General features: G+C 54.8%; 15 protein-coding genes and 1 pseudogene. 10 read left to right on the forward strand and 6 right to left on the reverse strand.

Annotated features, from left to right (window positions below):
• Window positions 1-30 precede the first annotated feature (30 nt).
• From ACRZ96_RS18095 to ACRZ96_RS18110, 4 genes are all read right to left on the reverse strand, one after another.
• The gene (locus ACRZ96_RS18095) at window positions 31-1,515 is read right to left on the reverse strand and encodes an aldehyde dehydrogenase (protein WP_480814908.1); all 1,485 of its coding nucleotides are present in this window, start codon (window positions 1,513-1,515) and stop codon (window positions 31-33) included.
• 5 nt (window positions 1,516-1,520) lie between these two features.
• Window positions 1,521-3,053, reverse strand: coding sequence for a tripartite tricarboxylate transporter permease (locus tag ACRZ96_RS18100; RefSeq protein WP_170509171.1), 1,533 nt, complete (start codon window positions 3,051-3,053; stop codon window positions 1,521-1,523).
• 10 nt (window positions 3,054-3,063) lie between these two features.
• Window positions 3,064-3,600: a tripartite tricarboxylate transporter TctB family protein gene (locus ACRZ96_RS18105; protein WP_170394014.1), complete on the reverse strand. Its 537-nt coding sequence runs from the start codon at window positions 3,598-3,600 to the stop codon at window positions 3,064-3,066.
• Window positions 3,601-3,662: 62 nt separating this feature from the next.
• Window positions 3,663-4,592 carry a tripartite tricarboxylate transporter substrate binding protein gene (locus ACRZ96_RS18110; protein ID WP_480706065.1) on the reverse strand — a complete coding sequence of 310 codons (930 nt, stop codon included), beginning with the start codon at window positions 4,590-4,592 and terminating at the stop codon, window positions 3,663-3,665.
• 109 nt (window positions 4,593-4,701) lie between these two features.
• On the opposite strand from ACRZ96_RS18110, the gene ACRZ96_RS18115 reads away from it, so the two are divergent.
• Together ACRZ96_RS18115 and ACRZ96_RS18120 are read left to right on the forward strand one after the other, a co-directional pair.
• The gene (locus tag ACRZ96_RS18115) at window positions 4,702-5,481 is read left to right on the forward strand and encodes an IclR family transcriptional regulator (protein WP_170596484.1); all 780 of its coding nucleotides are present in this window, start codon (window positions 4,702-4,704) and stop codon (window positions 5,479-5,481) included.
• Window positions 5,482-5,513: 32 nt separating this feature from the next.
• A complete protein-coding gene (locus ACRZ96_RS18120; RefSeq protein WP_170394008.1) occupies window positions 5,514-6,866 on the forward strand; it encodes an aminotransferase class III-fold pyridoxal phosphate-dependent enzyme in 1,353 nt (450 codons plus the stop codon).
• Between the two features lie 34 nt (window positions 6,867-6,900).
• On the opposite strand, the gene hpaR is transcribed toward ACRZ96_RS18120, so the two are convergent.
• Window positions 6,901-7,341, reverse strand: a complete 441-nt coding sequence (gene hpaR / locus ACRZ96_RS18125; protein ID WP_170394006.1) for a homoprotocatechuate degradation operon regulator HpaR — start codon at window positions 7,339-7,341, stop codon at window positions 6,901-6,903.
• Window positions 7,342-7,446: 105 nt separating this feature from the next.
• Between hpaR and ACRZ96_RS18130 the strand changes: the two genes are divergently transcribed.
• The 8 genes and pseudogenes from ACRZ96_RS18130 to ACRZ96_RS18165 all read left to right on the forward strand — a co-directional run.
• The gene (locus ACRZ96_RS18130) at window positions 7,447-7,830 is read left to right on the forward strand and encodes a 5-carboxymethyl-2-hydroxymuconate Delta-isomerase (protein ID WP_480706066.1); all 384 of its coding nucleotides are present in this window, start codon (window positions 7,447-7,449) and stop codon (window positions 7,828-7,830) included.
• 2 nt (window positions 7,831-7,832) lie between these two features.
• A complete protein-coding gene (gene hpaE / locus ACRZ96_RS18135) occupies window positions 7,833-9,344 on the forward strand; it encodes a 5-carboxymethyl-2-hydroxymuconate semialdehyde dehydrogenase (RefSeq protein ID WP_480814909.1) in 1,512 nt (503 codons plus the stop codon).
• A 51-nt stretch (window positions 9,345-9,395) separates the two neighbouring features.
• Window positions 9,396-10,247, forward strand: a complete 852-nt coding sequence (gene hpaD / locus ACRZ96_RS18140; protein ID WP_480706070.1) for a 3,4-dihydroxyphenylacetate 2,3-dioxygenase — start codon at window positions 9,396-9,398, stop codon at window positions 10,245-10,247.
• Window positions 10,248-10,259: 12 nt separating this feature from the next.
• Window positions 10,260-11,243 carry a 3,4-dihydroxyphenylacetate 2,3-dioxygenase gene (hpaD, locus tag ACRZ96_RS18145; RefSeq protein WP_480706072.1) on the forward strand — a complete coding sequence of 328 codons (984 nt, stop codon included), beginning with the start codon at window positions 10,260-10,262 and terminating at the stop codon, window positions 11,241-11,243.
• A gap of 63 nt (window positions 11,244-11,306) precedes the next feature.
• A complete protein-coding gene (locus tag ACRZ96_RS18150) occupies window positions 11,307-12,161 on the forward strand; it encodes a fumarylacetoacetate hydrolase family protein (protein ID WP_480706074.1) in 855 nt (284 codons plus the stop codon).
• On the forward strand, window positions 12,158-12,958 hold the full coding sequence (hpaH, locus tag ACRZ96_RS18155; protein ID WP_480706076.1) for a 2-oxo-hept-4-ene-1,7-dioate hydratase: 801 nt from the start codon (window positions 12,158-12,160) through the stop codon (window positions 12,956-12,958). Before ACRZ96_RS18150 ends, hpaH begins: the two co-directional genes overlap by 4 nt.
• 12 nt (window positions 12,959-12,970) lie before the next feature.
• Entirely contained in the window at window positions 12,971-14,029 is a 1,059-nt protein-coding gene (locus tag ACRZ96_RS18160; protein ID WP_480706078.1) for an aldolase/citrate lyase family protein, read from the forward strand.
• Window positions 14,030-14,448: 419 nt separating this feature from the next.
• A pseudogene (locus tag ACRZ96_RS18165) lies at window positions 14,449-14,619 on the forward strand (IS5/IS1182 family transposase); the annotation flags it as partial.
• A 248-nt stretch (window positions 14,620-14,867) separates the two neighbouring features.
• On the opposite strand, the gene lhgO reads toward ACRZ96_RS18165, so the two are convergent.
• On the reverse strand, window positions 14,868-16,067 hold the full coding sequence (lhgO, locus tag ACRZ96_RS18170) for an L-2-hydroxyglutarate oxidase (protein ID WP_480706079.1): 1,200 nt from the start codon (window positions 16,065-16,067) through the stop codon (window positions 14,868-14,870).
• Window positions 16,068-16,372: the final 305 nt, after the last annotated feature.

Below are 16,372 nucleotides of genomic sequence, written 5' to 3' on the forward strand. Positions count from 1 at the left end.
GTGAAGACATGTCGTACAGACACCCCGCAGTCAGAGCTTTATCCAGGCGGTTTTCAATTCAAAGTACTTCTCAAGCGCGTGCAAAGATTTGTCATGCCCGTTCCCGGATTGACCCACGCCCCCAAGCGGAACGGTCAGGTCCGAGCCGCCATAGGTGTTCACATGCATGACCCCGGTCCGCACTTCGGCCACCATGCGATGCGCGCGACTGAGGTTCGAAGTCCAGACTGCGCCTGCGAGCCCATAGACTGTGGCATTGGCAAGCCGGATCGCCTCGGCTTCGTCATTGAACGGGGTCACGGCCAAGACTGGGCCGAAGACTTCGGTCTGAAACAGATGATCCGTTTCTTTGACACCTGCCATGACAGTGGGGGACATGTAGTACCCGCCGGTTTCGGTCAGAATGCGGTCACCGCCTGTGCGGAGTTCAGCCCCCTCTGACTCGGCTGTTGAGACAAAATCCAGGTTGACCTCCAGCTCTGAAAGGCTGTGCACTGCACCGATCTGGCTGTTCAGGTCCAACGGATCACCAACACGAAGGGCTGCGGCGTGGCGCGTGATCTCGGCCACAAAATCCTCGTAGATGTCCTGCTGCACCAGCAGGCGCGAGCCCGCGATACAGATCTGACCGGAATTGCGGAAGATCCCCGCGGCCGAAACTTTGGCAGCTTCCGCCAAATCAGGCGCGTCAGCGAAAACAATATTCGGAGACTTGCCACCCAATTCCAGATAGCAGCGTTTCAAATTGGACCGCGCCGAGTATTCCAGCAGTCGCCGACCTGTCGCGCCCGATCCCGTAAAGACCATGATGTCCACATCCATCGACAAGGCCAAAGCTTCGCCCGCGACCGAACCACGCCCGGTCACAACGTTGAAGACGCCATCCGGAACTCCGGCTTCGGCAGCCAGCTCAGCGATTTTAAGCAGGCTGAGCGATGCGCTTTCTGCAGGCTTCAAGACGATGGAGTTGCCCGCCGCAAGGGCAGGGGCGATTTTCCAACTGCCGATCATCAACGGGAAATTCCAAGGCACAATCGCCCCGACAACTCCGACAGGCGCATGATGTACGAGGCCAAGAACATCGTGGCTCGTCGGGGCAATCTGCCCGTAAATCTTGTCGATGGCTTCGGCATAGTAGCGGAAAGTGGCCGCAGCCGAGAGCGCCTCGGCCTTATAGGCCATATTGATCTCGGTTCCGTTGTCGCGTACGCCCAGCACCGCGATCTCAAGCGCACGGGATTCGATCAGATCCGCCAGTTTCAGCAGAACCTTCTTGCGTCCTGCAGGGGCCATGCGCGACCACCGGCCATCCTCAAACGCGGTCCGCGCGGCGCGCACCGCTGCATTCACATCCGCCGGGCTGCCCTCGGCGATTTGAGCGAGAGGCTGGCCGTCGATGGGCGACAGCACCTCATGCTGGGCGCCAGTTTCACCGGCACGGAAATCGCCATTGATAAAGTGTCCGCGTGTGGCAATCTCCTGCACGCGCAAGGCATTGATGGAAGACTGTTCCATGAAAGCTATCCTTGTTGGTTCGGGTGGTCGGAATCCACGGCTGGGACATGGGGTTCGGGGCGCAGCTTGTTTTTGAACTCGTAGTACAGTGTGCGGAAATGCAGGATCAGGATCAGCACGATCAGGCAGAACAGGATGGCTGCGATGGGCCGGTCGATGAAGTCCAGTGGCGTCTTGACCCGTGCCATTGCGCTGCGAAGCTTGGTTTCCATGATTCCGCCCAATACCATGCCCAGGATGATCGGGACGATCGGCAGATCAAGCCGTTTGAGGATTAGGCCAAAGACACCAAACCCAGCAGCGATCGCGCAATCGGTGATCGAGTTGCGTAAACTATAAACCCCGACAAAGGCTAAGATCAGGATCATCACACCCAGGAAGCGTGTGGGAATCTGAATGATCTTTAACAACAGGTTTGTCGAAAACAGCAGAAAGACCAGAACGATCACATTCAGCAGGATCAGTGCCATATATAGGGCCATGACGAAATCCATCTGGTTCTCAAACAGTTGCGGGCCGGGGATCACGTTGTGAACATAGAAGACCGACAGCATCATCGCCGTAAGCGCTTCGCCGGGTATACCGAGGGCGAGTAGGGGGATCATCGCTGCCCCCGGCACGGCGTTGTTCGCGGCTTCGGATGCCACCAACCCTTCGGGCGAGCCATCGCCGAATTTGTCGGGATTTTTCGAGCTTTTCTGAGCATAGGTGTAGGACAGAAACTGCGAAGTGAACTCACCTGTTCCCGGCACCATGCCCATAAATACCCCGATGCTTGAAGAAACGGTAGCGATCCGTTTCAGGCCCAACAGTTCCTTCAATCCGGCAAAGATATTACCGCTGACGTGAGTGTCTTCTGGTGCATGGTTCTTTTCCAACAGCAAAAGAAATGCCTGGCTGAGCGCAAACAGACCCAGCACAACCACGATCAGGTCAACGCCTGACGCCAGCCAGCTTTGATCGAAAGTGTAGCGGCGCGTATATTTGACGGGCTCCAGTCCGACCGTGTTCAAAAAGACGCCAAAGGCAGCAAGCATACCTGCTGCAAAGATCTGTCCTCGATGGGCTAAAACGACCAGAACAATACCTAGCAACGCGGCCAGAAAAATCTCTCGGCTGCCAAAATGCGGGGCGATCATGGCCAACACGGGCGAGAGCACCATAAGGCAGATGATCGCAAAGACACCTCCGAAGAATGAGGCTGAATAGGCCAGCGATAACGCCCTGTGGCCTTGGCCGCGCTTGGTCATGGGATAGCCATCATAGGTAGTCAGCGCATTGACCGCTGTTCCCGGCGTGTTGATCAGGATGGCCGGGATCGCGCCGCCATACATGGATGATCCGTAAATCCCCAACAACAAGGTCAGACCGACGATGGGCTCAAAGGCAAAGGTTGCGGGCAACAGGATGGCGATGGCAACGGCAGCGCCCACACCGGGCAGCGCGCCGATGATGACACCACCGATCGAGCCGATGAACAAGGCCACGATGACCTGCCATTGCAGCAGGATTGAAACACCGGACAGAAGGGTATCCATACGTGCCTCCCTACAAATATGTCAGCGCAAAGGCGCGGATCGAGTCGGGAAGGTATTCATAGACAGCCCCTGCCGGGATTTTGACTTGCAGAAACGCTCGGAACACGATGGTGACGACGAAGCCGAACAGGGCTGCGATGCCGATCGCGCCCGAGCCTCGAAACCCTGAACGCAGGGTCAGAAACACCGCGAACAACATGGTGGACGGCAGATAGCCAAGCTGTGGCACCAGTAGGACATAAATCAGGAAATAAGCCACATATTCCAGAGACCGGACCCAAAACCCGACCTCGGCCCAACGACCATCGATCCGATCGGATAAGGCAGAGCTGAGCCAATGCAAAAAGCTGAACAAGACCATGCACCACACGGCAACGGTGGGCCACAGACCGGGTTGAGCAAACCATTTGGTCCGCTTGACGACCTGCGTCTGCTCCCCAAGCTGAGACAGTAGAAACACCGAGAAAGCCAGGAACAATACGGCAAACACAATATCACCCGGACGGCGATACCGTTTGAACATGTCCTGAAGCGTTCTTGCGATCATTTCATCCTCCCAGCCCTATGAAGAAGGCGCGGAAATCACTGCCCGCGCCTCGATCCGGGGTGTTACTCGCCTAGAATCTCTTCTATTTTGGCGAATGACGCTTTATCTTGCTCGATCTGGGCATTCGAAGCATTGGGATCCTGCCAATAGATCAGCGCACCGGTTTCTTCGGCAAGCTTTTTAGCCTTGTCCGATTGCAGTGCTTTTTGGGCTGCGGCGGTGATTTTTTCGCGAGCCTCGGGCGGCGTGTCTTTGTGAACAAACAGTCCGTTCCACAGCGCCAATGGCAGGTCTGGGTTAAGCTCAACCACTGTCGGCGTATCCGGTACCAGAGCGATCCGGTCGCCGCCGATGCTGGCCAGCACGTTCACTTCATCCAGACAGGGCAGAATAAGCTGGAGCGTGGTGTTGATGACATCAACGTCACCGGACGCCAAGGTGTTGCAGTCCAGCGCATCGAACGCGGCTTCGCTGGCAAAGTCGAAACCGCTGCTGACAGCGGCGGCAAAAGTAACCTGCGTGGGTGGCAGAACCGAGCCAAAGTGGCCGAGTGCCACGTCGTTTGACTTGCCGTGTTCCACCAACTCATCCCAGCTTTGGAACGGGGCGTCTTTGCTCGACGCGATTACGAACGGGTAGGTCAGGAAGATGCCGATCGGTTCAAACGGGTTCGGGTTCAATTCAGGAATACCAATCTCGGGCCCGATGACCGGAACACCAATCACAAACGACCCGATCGTATAGCCATCCGCCGGTGCTGTGGCGACTTCGACTGCGCCGGGGAAAGGACCACCACCGCCGCCGGGCTTGTTCACAACAGCTGCCGGTACCCCGTACATCGCCTGAAATTCATCTGCGATCATTCTGGTCAGGACATCTTCAAGATCACCCGGAGGCCAAGGAACCACAAAGGATACCGGCTTTTCGGGGTATTCTGCCAAAGCGGCCGTTGCCGAGGCGGCCATCACGGCTGCCGCAATAAACTTTTTCATTTACACCTCCCAGTGTATGGTTCATTATTTGAACCGAGTTAACAATAATAATCTTGCTTTGTTAAGTTCATTCTGTCAAGGATAACATCAACGGAAGGAGGCAAAACACATGGGTGCCGCACTTAATGCGCTAAAAATGCTGGACTTATTCTCAAACACGATGGCCGAAATCGGCCTGAGTCAGGCCGCGCGCCTGTCAGGATTGAACAAGGCGACAGCCCTGCGTCACCTACGAGCGCTTGAAGAATTCGGGTTGATCGAACAAAACCCGCAGTCAAAGACCTATACCATCGGACCAGCTGCGCTGCGGCTTGCGGCACTGCGCGAGATTGCCAAACCCGGCCTTGAAGGCGCGCGCCAAAAAATGCACTTGGCCATGCAGGAGGTTGGCGAAAGCCTGCACCTAACGCTGCTGGAACAGGGCAGCCTGCAAACCGCCATCGTGGTTGAGACAACCAAGCACAGCGTTCGCGTCAGCCTTGATCCAAGCGAGATCATCCCGGTCAACGCGACTGCGGCGGGTCTATGTATGCTCAGCTTTGGCCCACCTTTCCTGCTGGATCGTCTGGATCAGGAAGCGCAGGTACGTTTCACCGAATCCACCCTGACAGACCCGGATCTGATCAAGGAAAAAGTTGCCCTGATCCAGCGGGCTGGCTGGGCCAACAGCAACGGCAGCTACGAAGAAGGTGTTTTTGGTTTTGCAACGCCAATCTTCGGCATCGATCAAATCGCCCTTGGAACCATTTCGATCGCCGTGCCCGAGATTAGAGCCACTTATGAGCGCCTGCCCTTGATCCTGAAATCACTTCAATCCCTCTCGCGCGATCTGACCGCAAATTTCGGCGGCCAAATGCCCGAGGCCTTTCCAACCGAGTTCCACCCATAAGCGAAAGTGGACAACCCCCGGAGAACCGCAACATGAAAGACTCCAACTTTCTTAAGGAGAACAACGCCCGCCATTTCTGGCATCCGATGGCGCACCCGGCCGACAGCCGGAACAACCCTCCGACCATTCTGACCGGCGGGGAAGGGGTTAGCATCATCGATGTGGATGGGCACAAGGCCATCGACGCCGTGGGTGGCCTTTGGAACGTTAATCTGGGCTATTCCTGCGATCCGGTGAAACAGGCGATCACTGATCAACTAAATGCGCTGCCGTATTATTCGACCTTCCGGGGTACGAGCAACGACAAGGCGATCGAGCTGTCTTACGAGTTGGCACAGTTCTTTGCTCCTGATGGGCTGACACGCGCCTTTTTCACCTCGGGCGGATCGGATTCGGTGGAAATCGCACTTAAGCTGGCGCGCCAGTATCACAAAGTTCGGGGTGAGGCCGGTCGCACCAAGTTCATCAGTCTCAAACAGGGATACCACGGCACCCATTTCGCTGCCGCTTCGGTTAATGGCAATCAGAAGTTCCGCGCCGTGTATGAACCCATGATGCCAGGCTGTTTTCATGTGCCTGCGCCTTGGACCTATCGCAACCCGTTTGACGAAACCGACCCTGAACGCCTGGCTCAGCTTTGCGTCAAAGCGCTTGAAGCCGAGATTGCGTTCCAGGGGTCCAACACGGTTGCCGCCTTCATCATGGAGCCGATTTTGGGCGCAGGCGGCGTAATTCCGCCGCACAAAAGCTTTATGCCCATGGTGCGTGAGGTTTGTTCGAAGAACGGTATTCTGCTGATTTCAGACGAAATCATCACGGCGTTTGGTCGAACCGGTAGTGAAAGCGGAGCGAGACATTGGGGCGTCCAGCCTGACATTATGACGACGGCCAAGGCGATCACCAATGGCTATTTCCCGTTTGGCGCCGCGATGATCTCGGGGGCAGTTGCCGAGGTATTTGAAAATGATACAACCGGCTTGGCATCCGTTGATCAGGGATACACCTATTCTGGTCACCCCGTCGGCGCGGCGGCGGCACTGGCAGCTCTTTCGGAAATCAATCGTCTGCGGATTTGGGAAAACGCTGCAGCACGCGGGGATGAGCTGTTCGAGGGCTTGAAGAAACTGGCTGAAAAGCACGAGGTGATCGGTGACGTCCGAGGGGGCGAGGGCCTTATGTGCGCGCTGGAACTGGTCTCGGACCGCGCAACCAAAGCACCGATTGCCAAACAACTGCCAATACAGGTGCAAAAGGCAGCTTATGAGGATGGTGTGATGGTGCGCGTATCTGGCAACAACATCATCATTTCCCCACCTCTGATTGTCACATCCGACGATGTTGCCAAGATCCTGTCAGCGCTGGATACAGGATTGTCGAGTTTGTAGTCGTCGCGCAGACCCCGCTTGCCAACTGGCGGGGTCAAACCTTAACAGCCTGCAGCTCTTCAAGTAGGTCCAGTAGCTCATCAAGCTTCTCTCGCCCCATCTGCGCCTCAATACTATTTGAAATGGCCAATGACGCTTGAAGGTTGTCTTTCAAAATCTGCCGACCCGCATCTGTAATCATCACCATCGTCCGCCTTTTATCCTGGCTGTCCTGACGACGTGTGACCTGCCCATCGGCTTCCATGCTGCGCAATATTCGCGTCAGGCTGGGCAGCAACAGACAAGCTTCTTTGGCGATAGCGCTTTGCTCGACCTCGCCAAGCTCATCCAGTACGCGCAGGACGCGCCATTTTTGCTCGGATATCTGGATGTCCTGCAGCATGTCCCTGATGGGGGCCATGATCGTTTCGCGGGCGCGCAATAATGCAATAGGAAGCGACCTTGAGGTGCTCTTGGTATGGCTTTGAGTGTTCATACCGCCTTCTAGTGTGCTGCCCTAGGAAATGCAAAGATTAACAACGCAACTTCTTGACGACATAATCTTATAATGCTAAACATGTTAATTAATAACGGAGGAATCATGCCGCATTTTCACGTCGAATATTCCGGGAATCTGGAAGACAGGATCGACATGGGCGGTCTGTGCGATTGCATCCGTGCAACGGCCGCTGAGGTTGACACCTTTCCGCTAGCAGGCATTCGCGTCCGAGCGATCCGTGTTGATCACTATGCCATCGCAGACGGAAATCCAAAGCATGGGTTCATCGATATCTCGATCCGGCTGCGGGCCGGTCGTTCGCAGGCCATCAAGAAGGACGCAACGCAGCGCATCTTCGAGGCGGCCCGAACCTATCTGGAATCCGCCATGAGGCAGCATTCCATCTCGCTGTCGCTTGAGATGCGCGACATCGATCCCGACCTCTCCCCCAAAACCGGCACGATCCGCGACCATCTGGAGGCCTGACCATGAGTGACCTGCACAAGAATATTGAACGGCTTGATGGCTTCCTTGCCCGTTTCAAGAAGACCGGGATCAAGAACCGGATCGCAGGAGAAGATCAAGATGGGTCAGCAGGGGTGTTTCAGTCGATCTCTCCGGTGGATAAATCGGTGATCTGCGACGTCGCCCATGGCACTGCAGAAGATATCGATACAGCAGCACAGGCCGCGCATAATGCCTTTGCAGACTGGCGCGACATGCCCGCTACGGAGCGCCGCGGGATATTGCTTAAAGTTGCAGATGGCATTGAGGCAAGAGCCGAAGAGATCGCGCTGTGCGAATGCTGGGATACCGGCCAGACCCTGCGCTTTATGTCCAAAGCCGCCCTGCGAGGGGCTGAGAATTTTCGCTATTTTGCCGATCAGGTGGTTCAGGCGCGGGATGGTCAACACCTGAAATCACCGACACTGATGAACATAACCACCCGCGTCCCAATCGGGCCCGTTGGTGTCATCACGCCGTGGAACACCCCGTTCATGCTGTCGACATGGAAGATCGCTCCGGCACTGGCCGCTGGCTGTACGGTCGTCCACAAACCGGCTGAAGATTCACCGCTGTCTGCGCGGCTATTGGTAGAAATCGCGGAAGAAGCCGGTCTGCCCAAGGGTGTGCTGAACACTGTCAACGGTTTTGGTCCAGACGCAGGTAAGCGGCTGACCGAACATCCATTGATCAAAGCCATTGCCTTTGTCGGTGAAAGCCGTACGGGCAGCATCATTACCAAGCAAGGCGCAGATACGCTGAAACGGATGCATCTGGAGTTGGGCGGTAAGAACCCGGTCATCGTCTTTGACGACGCCGACATGGATCGCGCGCTGGATGCGGTGATCTTCATGATCTATTCGATCAACGGCGAACGTTGCACGTCTTCTTCGCGGTTGCTGGTACAAGATACAATCAAGGAAGAGTTCGAAGCCAAGCTGATCGAGCGCGTGAACAATATCAAAGTCGGCCACCCGTTGGACCCTGCAACCGAGATTGGCCCGCTTGTAACGGAAGAGCATTACAACAAGGTCACTTCATACTTCGGCATCGCCAAGGAAGACGGCGCGACCGTCGCGGCCGGTGGCGTCAAGGTGGGCGAAGAGGGGTACTTCGTACGGCCCACCCTGTTTACCAACGCCAACAATCAAATGCGCATCGCACGCGAGGAAATCTTTGGCCCTGTCCTGACCGTGATCCCGTTCTCGACTGAGGAGGAGGCGCTGCATATCGCAAATGACACGCAATATGGTCTGACCGGCTATGTCTGGACCAACGATCTGACCCGCGCGTTACGTTTCACGGACAAGCTTGAGGCCGGAATGATCTGGGTGAACTCGGAAAACGTGCGCCATCTGCCCACACCGTTTGGCGGGGTCAAAGCATCCGGCATCGGGCGCGACGGCGGCGACTGGAGCTTTGAGTTCTACATGGAACAAAAGCATATCGGCTTTGCCACAGGCCAGCACAAGATCATGCAATTGGGCAAGCTATAGCGGCCCCTCAGACGACAATCGCGCGAAAAACCTTAACTCCAGGAGCAGACTATGGGAGAAATCGTTCTTGCCGCCAAAATGACCCATGTGCCGACACTGCTCATGTCTGAGCAGGAAGGCCCGGTTAAAGGCAAACGTCAGCCCGCCATTGATGGCCACCGCGAGATCGCGCGCCGTGCAAAAGCGCTGGGGGCGACCACGGTGATCATCTGCGACACGCATTGGGTGATCAATGCCGGGTTCCACATCAACGCCAATGAAAAATTCGAAGGTCTGTTCACGTCGAACGAGTTCCCGCAGTTCATCCAGGACCTGCCCTATTCCTATGAGGGCAATCCTGAAATGGGTGATGCCATCGCAAAGATCGCGTCGGACAAAGGCGTCTACACTTTAGCGCATCACTTGGACAGTCTCGAACTGGAATACGGTACGCTGGTCCCGATGCGCTTCATGAGCCGCGAGCATGATATGAAAGTCGTCTCAGTCGCGGCCTGGGCCACGGTGCATAGCCATGACGAAAGCCGGGTCATTGGTGAAGCCATCCGTGAAGCGGTTGAGGCCAGCAATGAAAAGGTGCTGTTGGTCGCGTCAGGCTCGTTGTCGCACAAGATCTGGGCGAACAAGGATTATGCCGCCAATAACGGCACTTTCACCATCAGCTCGGAATTCAACCGTCAGATGGACTTGCATGTGCTTGAGATGTGGAAGAACGGCGACCACGCCACGTTCCTGAAAATGCTGGGCGACTATGCCAATTTCTGCTGCGGCGAAGGCTCGATGCATGACACGTCGATGCTCTACGGAGCGCTGGGGTGGGATACCTATGACAAGAAATGCGAGATTGTGACTGAGTATTTCCCAAGCTCCGGCACCGGCCAGACAAACGTCATCTTCCCCGTATAACAGGAGGTTAAAATGCCCGTTCCAGCCCCCAACCTGTATCCCGACTTCAACACAATCCGGCTGAGCCATGTTTGCCTGAACGTCAGCGATTTGTCAGCTTCGCGTAAATTCTACTCAGAGGTTCTTGGCCTTCAGGTCTCGGACGAAAGCGACACGCACGTCTATTTGCGCGCGATGGAAGAACGTGGACACCACTGTGTGATCCTGCAGAAATCCGATCAGCCGGCGACTGTCGAGGTCATGGGCTTCAAAACATTCGACGAGGATGATTTGGATCGGGCCGAGGCGTATTTTATATCCAAAGGCCGACCGACCTCATGGGTTGATCGCCCCTATCAGGGCCGGACTCTGTTAACCTCGGACAATATGGGCATACCGCTGGAGTTCTATCACAAGATGGATCGCCTGGAGCCGATCCATCAGAAATACGCGCTCTATCGTGGTGTGAAACCGCTGCGGATCGATCACTTCAACTGCTTCTCGACCAATGTCGATGACAGTGTCGCATTCTACAGTGATTTCGGGTTCCGCGTGACCGAGTATACGGAAGACGAAGACAGCAAGAAACTGTGGGCCGCGTGGATGCACCGCAAGGGTGGGGTGCATGATATGGCCTTCACCAATGGCAAAGGCCCACGGATGCACCACGTGGCCTTCTGGGTGCCAACACCGCTGAACATCATCGATTTGCTCGATCTAATGGCCACCACCGGCTATGTGGACAACATCGAACGCGGCCCGGGGCGACATGGTATTTCGAATGCTTTCTTCCTGTATATCCTCGATCCCGACGGACACCGGATTGAGATTTATTGCTCGGATTATCAGACCGTTGACCCCGATCTGGAGCCGATCAAATGGGACCTGAAGGACCCGCAGCGTCAGACGCTCTGGGGCGCTCCGGCGCCGCGCAGTTGGTTTGAACACGGCACATCCTTTGTCGGTGTGGATGTAAACGAGCCAGACCTATCTGCGTCTCCCATCATCGCACCGTAAGCAAAGTATGCTTGATCTAAAACATCTTAGTATGGGCGGGTTCCATAACGCCGAGGAGGCCTGATGCGCATTGCAACCTACACTGCCAACGGTGAAACATTTTTTGGTGCGATCACTGATGAAGGCGCGGTCGCACTAAACAGCGAATTTGCCGAGTTCAAAAGCCTCTACGAGGTTGTCGCCGCTGGTGCGTTTGGCCAATTGGCCGAGGCTGCCGAAGGAAAGCCGGTAACCCATACGGATTTTACCTTTGAGATGGTGATGCCGGATGTCCGTCGCATTCTGTGCGTTGGTGTGAACTTTCCAGATCGCAACGCGGAATACAAAGATGGCAGTGCCCAGCCGAAATACATGTCGCTGTTTCCGCGCTTCGCCAGTGGATTTACCGGCCATAATCGCCCTCTGATCCGCCCGCCCGAAAATCACACGCTGGATTACGAGGGTGAAGTGGCCATCGTGATCGGCAAAGCAGGCCGCCGGATTTCGCAGGACGATGCTTATGGCCATATCGCAGCCTTGACCCTGTGCAACGAAGGGACAATCCGCGATTGGGTTCGGCACGCCAAGTTCAACGTCACGCAAGGCAAGAACTGGGACAAATCGGGTGCCATCGGCCCTTGGCTGGTCCCGTTCACCAATGCCGCCCAACTGGACGACGCCCGCATTCAGACCCATGTGAATGGTGAATTGCGGCAGGACGATACGTTGAACCGAATGATGTTCCCGATCCGGCGTGAGATTGAATACATATCGACCTTCATGACGCTTCAACCGGGCGATATAATCGTCACCGGCACCCCAACCGGCGCAGGTGCACGATTTGATCCGCCAAAATACCTGGCCCCTGGCGATGTGGTTGAGGTATCCGTCGAAGGTATAGGCACCCTGAGCAACACCATCGAGGATGAGCAGATATGACCCCGGAAGACCACGCGCGCGCTGCCGCCGATCTGCTGAACGCGGAAAGGACGCGACAGCAGATCGGTCTACTGACATTGCGGTATCCCGAAATGGCGATGGATGACGCATATGAAGTGCAGAATGCCATCTATCGGGCCAAGCTGGCGGAAGGGCGCAAGGTCATCGGCTGGAAGATCGGGCTGACCTCGAAGGCGATGCAATATGCATTGAACATTAATATTCCAGACAGCGGTATTCTGTTTGACAACATGGCTTTCGGAAATGGAGACACCGTTCCCGCTGGTCGTTTCATCCAGCCCCGGATCGAAGCCGAGATTGCCTTTGTGATGAAAGATGCCATTGGTGGTGCAGATGTGACCCGCGATCAGGTTTTGCAAGCGACCAACTATGTTACTCCGTCCATTGAAATCCTCGACACTCGTATTAAGCGGGCAGACCCTGGGACTGGAAAGTCCCGCACTGTATTCGACACAATCAGCGACAACGCCGCAAATGCCGGCATTGTACTAGGGGCGGAACGCCACCCAGCGGATGCATTTGACCTGCGATGGGTAGGGGCCCTAACCTTCCGCAACGGCGAAATCGAGGAAACTGGCCTGGGTGCGGGCGTATTGAATGATCCGGTCGAAAGTGTGGTCTGGTTGGCCCGTCGCATGGCGCAATACGGCCAGAGCATTGAACCCGGCCACGTAATCCTGTCCGGCAGCTTCATTCGCCCAATCGAATGCCCATCGGGTGCGGAAATCCACGCCGATTTCGGATCGTTCGGATCCGTCGACATCAATTTTGCCTAAAGGAGCAGCGACATGCCCGCACCAAAGAACACCTTTAAGGCCGCATTAAAGGCTGGAAAGCCTCAGGTCGGGTGCTGGATCGGAATGGTCGACGCATATGCAGCAGAAATTTCCGCGACCGCAGGGTTCGATTGGTTGTTGGTCGATGGCGAACACGCACCAAACGACCTGCGCTCGACCCTTGAACAGGTGCGAGTGATCGAAAGTTCGGGCAGCGCGCCCGTTGCACGTCTACCGATTGGTGAGACATGGATGATCAAGCAATATCTCGATGCGGGTGTTCAGAGTATTCTGGTGCCGATGGTCGAAAGCGCTGATCAGGCGCGCGAACTGGTACGCGCGGTGCAATACCCCCCACACGGCGTGCGAGGTGTGGGATCATCCCTTGCGCGAGCTTCGCAATTTGCCGAGATCCCGGACTACCTCGATACGGCGGATGAGCAGATTTGTCTGCTGCTACAGGTTGAGAACAACGCGGGCATGGCTGCTCTGGACGACATTCTGACGATTGATGGAGTAGACGGAGTTTTTATCGGACCTGCAGATCTGGCCGCCGACATGGGTCATATCGGCAACGCCGGGCATCCAGATGTTGTGGAGGCCATTGAAGACGCGCTGACCCGCATCGTCGCGGCAGGTAAAGCCGCGGGTATCCTAACACTGGACCCAGCAATGCAGCGTAGGTGCCTTGAGATCGGCGTGACCTTTCTGGCCACTGAAATTGACGTCACCCTTTTCGCAAAAAGCATGCGCGCCAAAGCGCAAAACGGCCTCGCGCTTTTGCCGCGACAGAACGCAATCGGATCGGCGACAACAGAAAATGCCAGCAAGTACTTACAGCAATTGTGCAAACATTGGTCACATAAGGGACAGGTCGAGTTCGATGTAAATACTGGAACCGTTTTTTTTGACAGTGGTAATGCCGTCGAACTAAAGGCGACGCCAGTAGCACTGGAAGTTCGCGCCTCGGCGCAGCCACGCGATGACTTGGACAGTTGGAAGACAGTGATTTCCGATCACCTAAAACGGTTTGCCTTTCGCGAAGAGCTTGAACTGAACTGGGATGACTAGCGACTTTTGTTTTGCTGGAAATAGTATGGGTTTTTCTAAGCGTTCCTGCCTGCTCGCGTGTTTACAACTCGTTTGTTGTCAGTAACAGGGCGCCGTTGCGATGTCAGAGTATGCGCCAAGATCACTTAGGCAAGCATCTATTTCTAAGGTTATCTGAACACTTGCTCATGGATTACTCCCTAGAATGTTGTGGACGGCACTGCGGCTAGTTTGCAGGAAACCAACAGACCCGTCGGGGTGAATTGATGCGGTCAACTTGTCCAAGATCATCTTATAAGCAATTGAGTTTTATCTGTAAATTCTCAAGAACAAATAAAAGTCTCCTTCTTTTTGTTCTCATTGTTCAGCCGTACAAGAAAAAGAACCGGCTGTTACATGGTGCAGCAGGGTCATCTAATTGAAAGACCCGCCGGTAGGATATCTCGATGAAGCTGCGGAAGAAGAACGAAACGCTCTTCGCTCACTTCAAACGCGTACTTGGGTTAGGACGGCTCCGATTTTGTGGCCCGTATGGCGCAAATTGAAAATTAACCCTCACTGCCACCGCCCAGAACATACACAAATGGGTCAATATCTTTACCGCACCGTAACAAACACGCAAAGCCTAATCGGGAAGGCGTTTTTGCCGTGTTCAGATCATTGCATTCTGCGCGCGTAACACTTTGTTTTTGAATAAAACCAGTCGCTTTCTGCCCATTACTCTGGAAGCATCCCAAACCGGCCTTTCAAGCACGCTGTCGCGCCCGACCAATTTCTACGATCAAAAACTTGCACCAACTACAACGCCAACAGCGGGAACCTCTGTTGGCGCGGTGACCATCGATTTATCTGCAGCTAGCTATTGGCTCAGTACTCGCTCGCATATTTCCTGAGCGATTGGCATAGCGCTTGTTGCTGCCGGCGAAGGCGCATTTAATACGAACGTCATACGATCCTGAGATCTGAACAGAAAATCGTCTTCAAGTCGCCCGTCAGGATGAACGATCTGGGCACGATGGCCTGCCACGTAGTGACACAAATCCCGCAATTCAACTTTTGGACAGTATTTCTGAACTTGTTTGAGATAGTAACGCTTTGACACCGCGCTTCGAATTTCATTGGCTATGGCGCAAGGATGCTTGGCAAGAGATCGCCAAAAGCCTGCGAACAAGGCCATTTCACGAAAGTCTGCTAAGCTGAATGACACCTTGGAGTATCTTTCGCGTGCCAATGATATGATGGCATTCGGACCGACATTGATCGATCCATCAATCATAGGCGTCAAATGGATACCTAGAAACGGTAGGTTGGGGTCAGGCACAGGATAAATCAGATGCTTGACCAGTTTGGATTTTCGTTTTGGAAGACGATAATATTCCCCCCGAAACGGTACGACTTTGGCATCGCACGCAAGTCCCGCCATGCGAATTATACGGTCGGATTGCAAACCTCCACAAACAACAAGATGCTCACACCCGATCATACCCTTTAGTGTGATGAGCGCGGTTTTTCCATAACTGTTATCGATGCCTACCAAAGGGGTGGAATATAGAAATGTCCCTCCATTAGCCACGAAGTCCTCAAGGAGTGACCGAGCTATTTGGGAGTAGTCTACAATCGCGGTGTCTGGTAGCCGAACAGCGGCGCACCCCGCTACGTTGGGTTCCAAGGAAGTTAGGTCGGCCAAAGACAGGTCTTGAACTGTTACGCCGTTCTGGCGCGCGCGATCCGCCAGGTCGCCAAGTCGAGCTTTCTCTTGATCGTTCGTGGCGACTAAGAGCTTCCCGCGTGTCTCGTACTTCAAGCCCTTTGTCTCGCAATAGTGCTTCGTTCTAAGCAGTCCTTCACGACAAAATCGCGCCTTTTTACTGCCCGGCTTGTAGTAGGCACCAGTATGGACCACACCGCTGTTACGGCCGGTTTGGTGACGTGCTGGAGCATCTTCTTTTTCGATTAGCAATATCCGCGCTTTGGGCGCTCGTCTGGAAAGCTCCAGCGCGGTAGCTACTCCGACAATCCCGGCGCCTACTACTGCATAATCGTAAGTTCCGAGATCCATAAACTCTCCTGTATTTTGAGCCCTTGATGTGCTGGGCATAGATCAAATTACGAGGCGGTTTATGAAGTGGCAATACCCGCCGGTCAGCTTCGCTTTTTCTGATGTTGGTTAAGTTATTACAAGTTTTTATGCGCCAGAGAGCCTTAGGAAGGCTCAAACGGGACTAGACTTCAAAGGCAACAACATGTCTGAACTGCAAGGCAATCGACCGGATTGTCAATGAGCGTTCAAAACTGACCCGGTTTCAGCATTTAAATTTGACCCACCCTATGTGGCGCAAAGCCCCCAGGCGGGCCGCCCTCATA

This window comes from Ruegeria sp. CF1, from assembly GCF_056537445.1.

Coding starts and splice junctions, on each gene's coding strand:
- ACRZ96_RS18095 (WP_480814908.1), bottom strand. CDS start 1,515: ATGGAACAGTCTTCCATCAATGCCTTGCGCGTGCAGGAGATTGCCACA.
- ACRZ96_RS18100 (WP_170509171.1), bottom strand. CDS start 3,053: ATGGATACCCTTCTGTCCGGTGTTTCAATCCTGCTGCAATGGCAGGTC.
- ACRZ96_RS18105 (WP_170394014.1), bottom strand. CDS start 3,600: ATGATCGCAAGAACGCTTCAGGACATGTTCAAACGGTATCGCCGTCCG.
- ACRZ96_RS18110 (WP_480706065.1), bottom strand. CDS start 4,592: ATGAAAAAGTTTATTGCGGCAGCCGTGATGGCCGCCTCGGCAACGGCC.
- ACRZ96_RS18115 (WP_170596484.1), top strand. CDS start 4,702: ATGGGTGCCGCACTTAATGCGCTAAAAATGCTGGACTTATTCTCAAAC.
- ACRZ96_RS18120 (WP_170394008.1), top strand. CDS start 5,514: ATGAAAGACTCCAACTTTCTTAAGGAGAACAACGCCCGCCATTTCTGG.
- hpaR (WP_170394006.1), bottom strand. CDS start 7,341: ATGAACACTCAAAGCCATACCAAGAGCACCTCAAGGTCGCTTCCTATT.
- ACRZ96_RS18130 (WP_480706066.1), top strand. CDS start 7,447: ATGCCGCATTTTCACGTCGAATATTCCGGGAATCTGGAAGACAGGATC.
- hpaE (WP_480814909.1), top strand. CDS start 7,833: ATGAGTGACCTGCACAAGAATATTGAACGGCTTGATGGCTTCCTTGCC.
- hpaD (WP_480706070.1), top strand. CDS start 9,396: ATGGGAGAAATCGTTCTTGCCGCCAAAATGACCCATGTGCCGACACTG.
- hpaD (WP_480706072.1), top strand. CDS start 10,260: ATGCCCGTTCCAGCCCCCAACCTGTATCCCGACTTCAACACAATCCGG.
- ACRZ96_RS18150 (WP_480706074.1), top strand. CDS start 11,307: ATGCGCATTGCAACCTACACTGCCAACGGTGAAACATTTTTTGGTGCG.
- hpaH (WP_480706076.1), top strand. CDS start 12,158: ATGACCCCGGAAGACCACGCGCGCGCTGCCGCCGATCTGCTGAACGCG.
- ACRZ96_RS18160 (WP_480706078.1), top strand. CDS start 12,971: ATGCCCGCACCAAAGAACACCTTTAAGGCCGCATTAAAGGCTGGAAAG.
- lhgO (WP_480706079.1), bottom strand. CDS start 16,067: ATGGATCTCGGAACTTACGATTATGCAGTAGTAGGCGCCGGGATTGTC.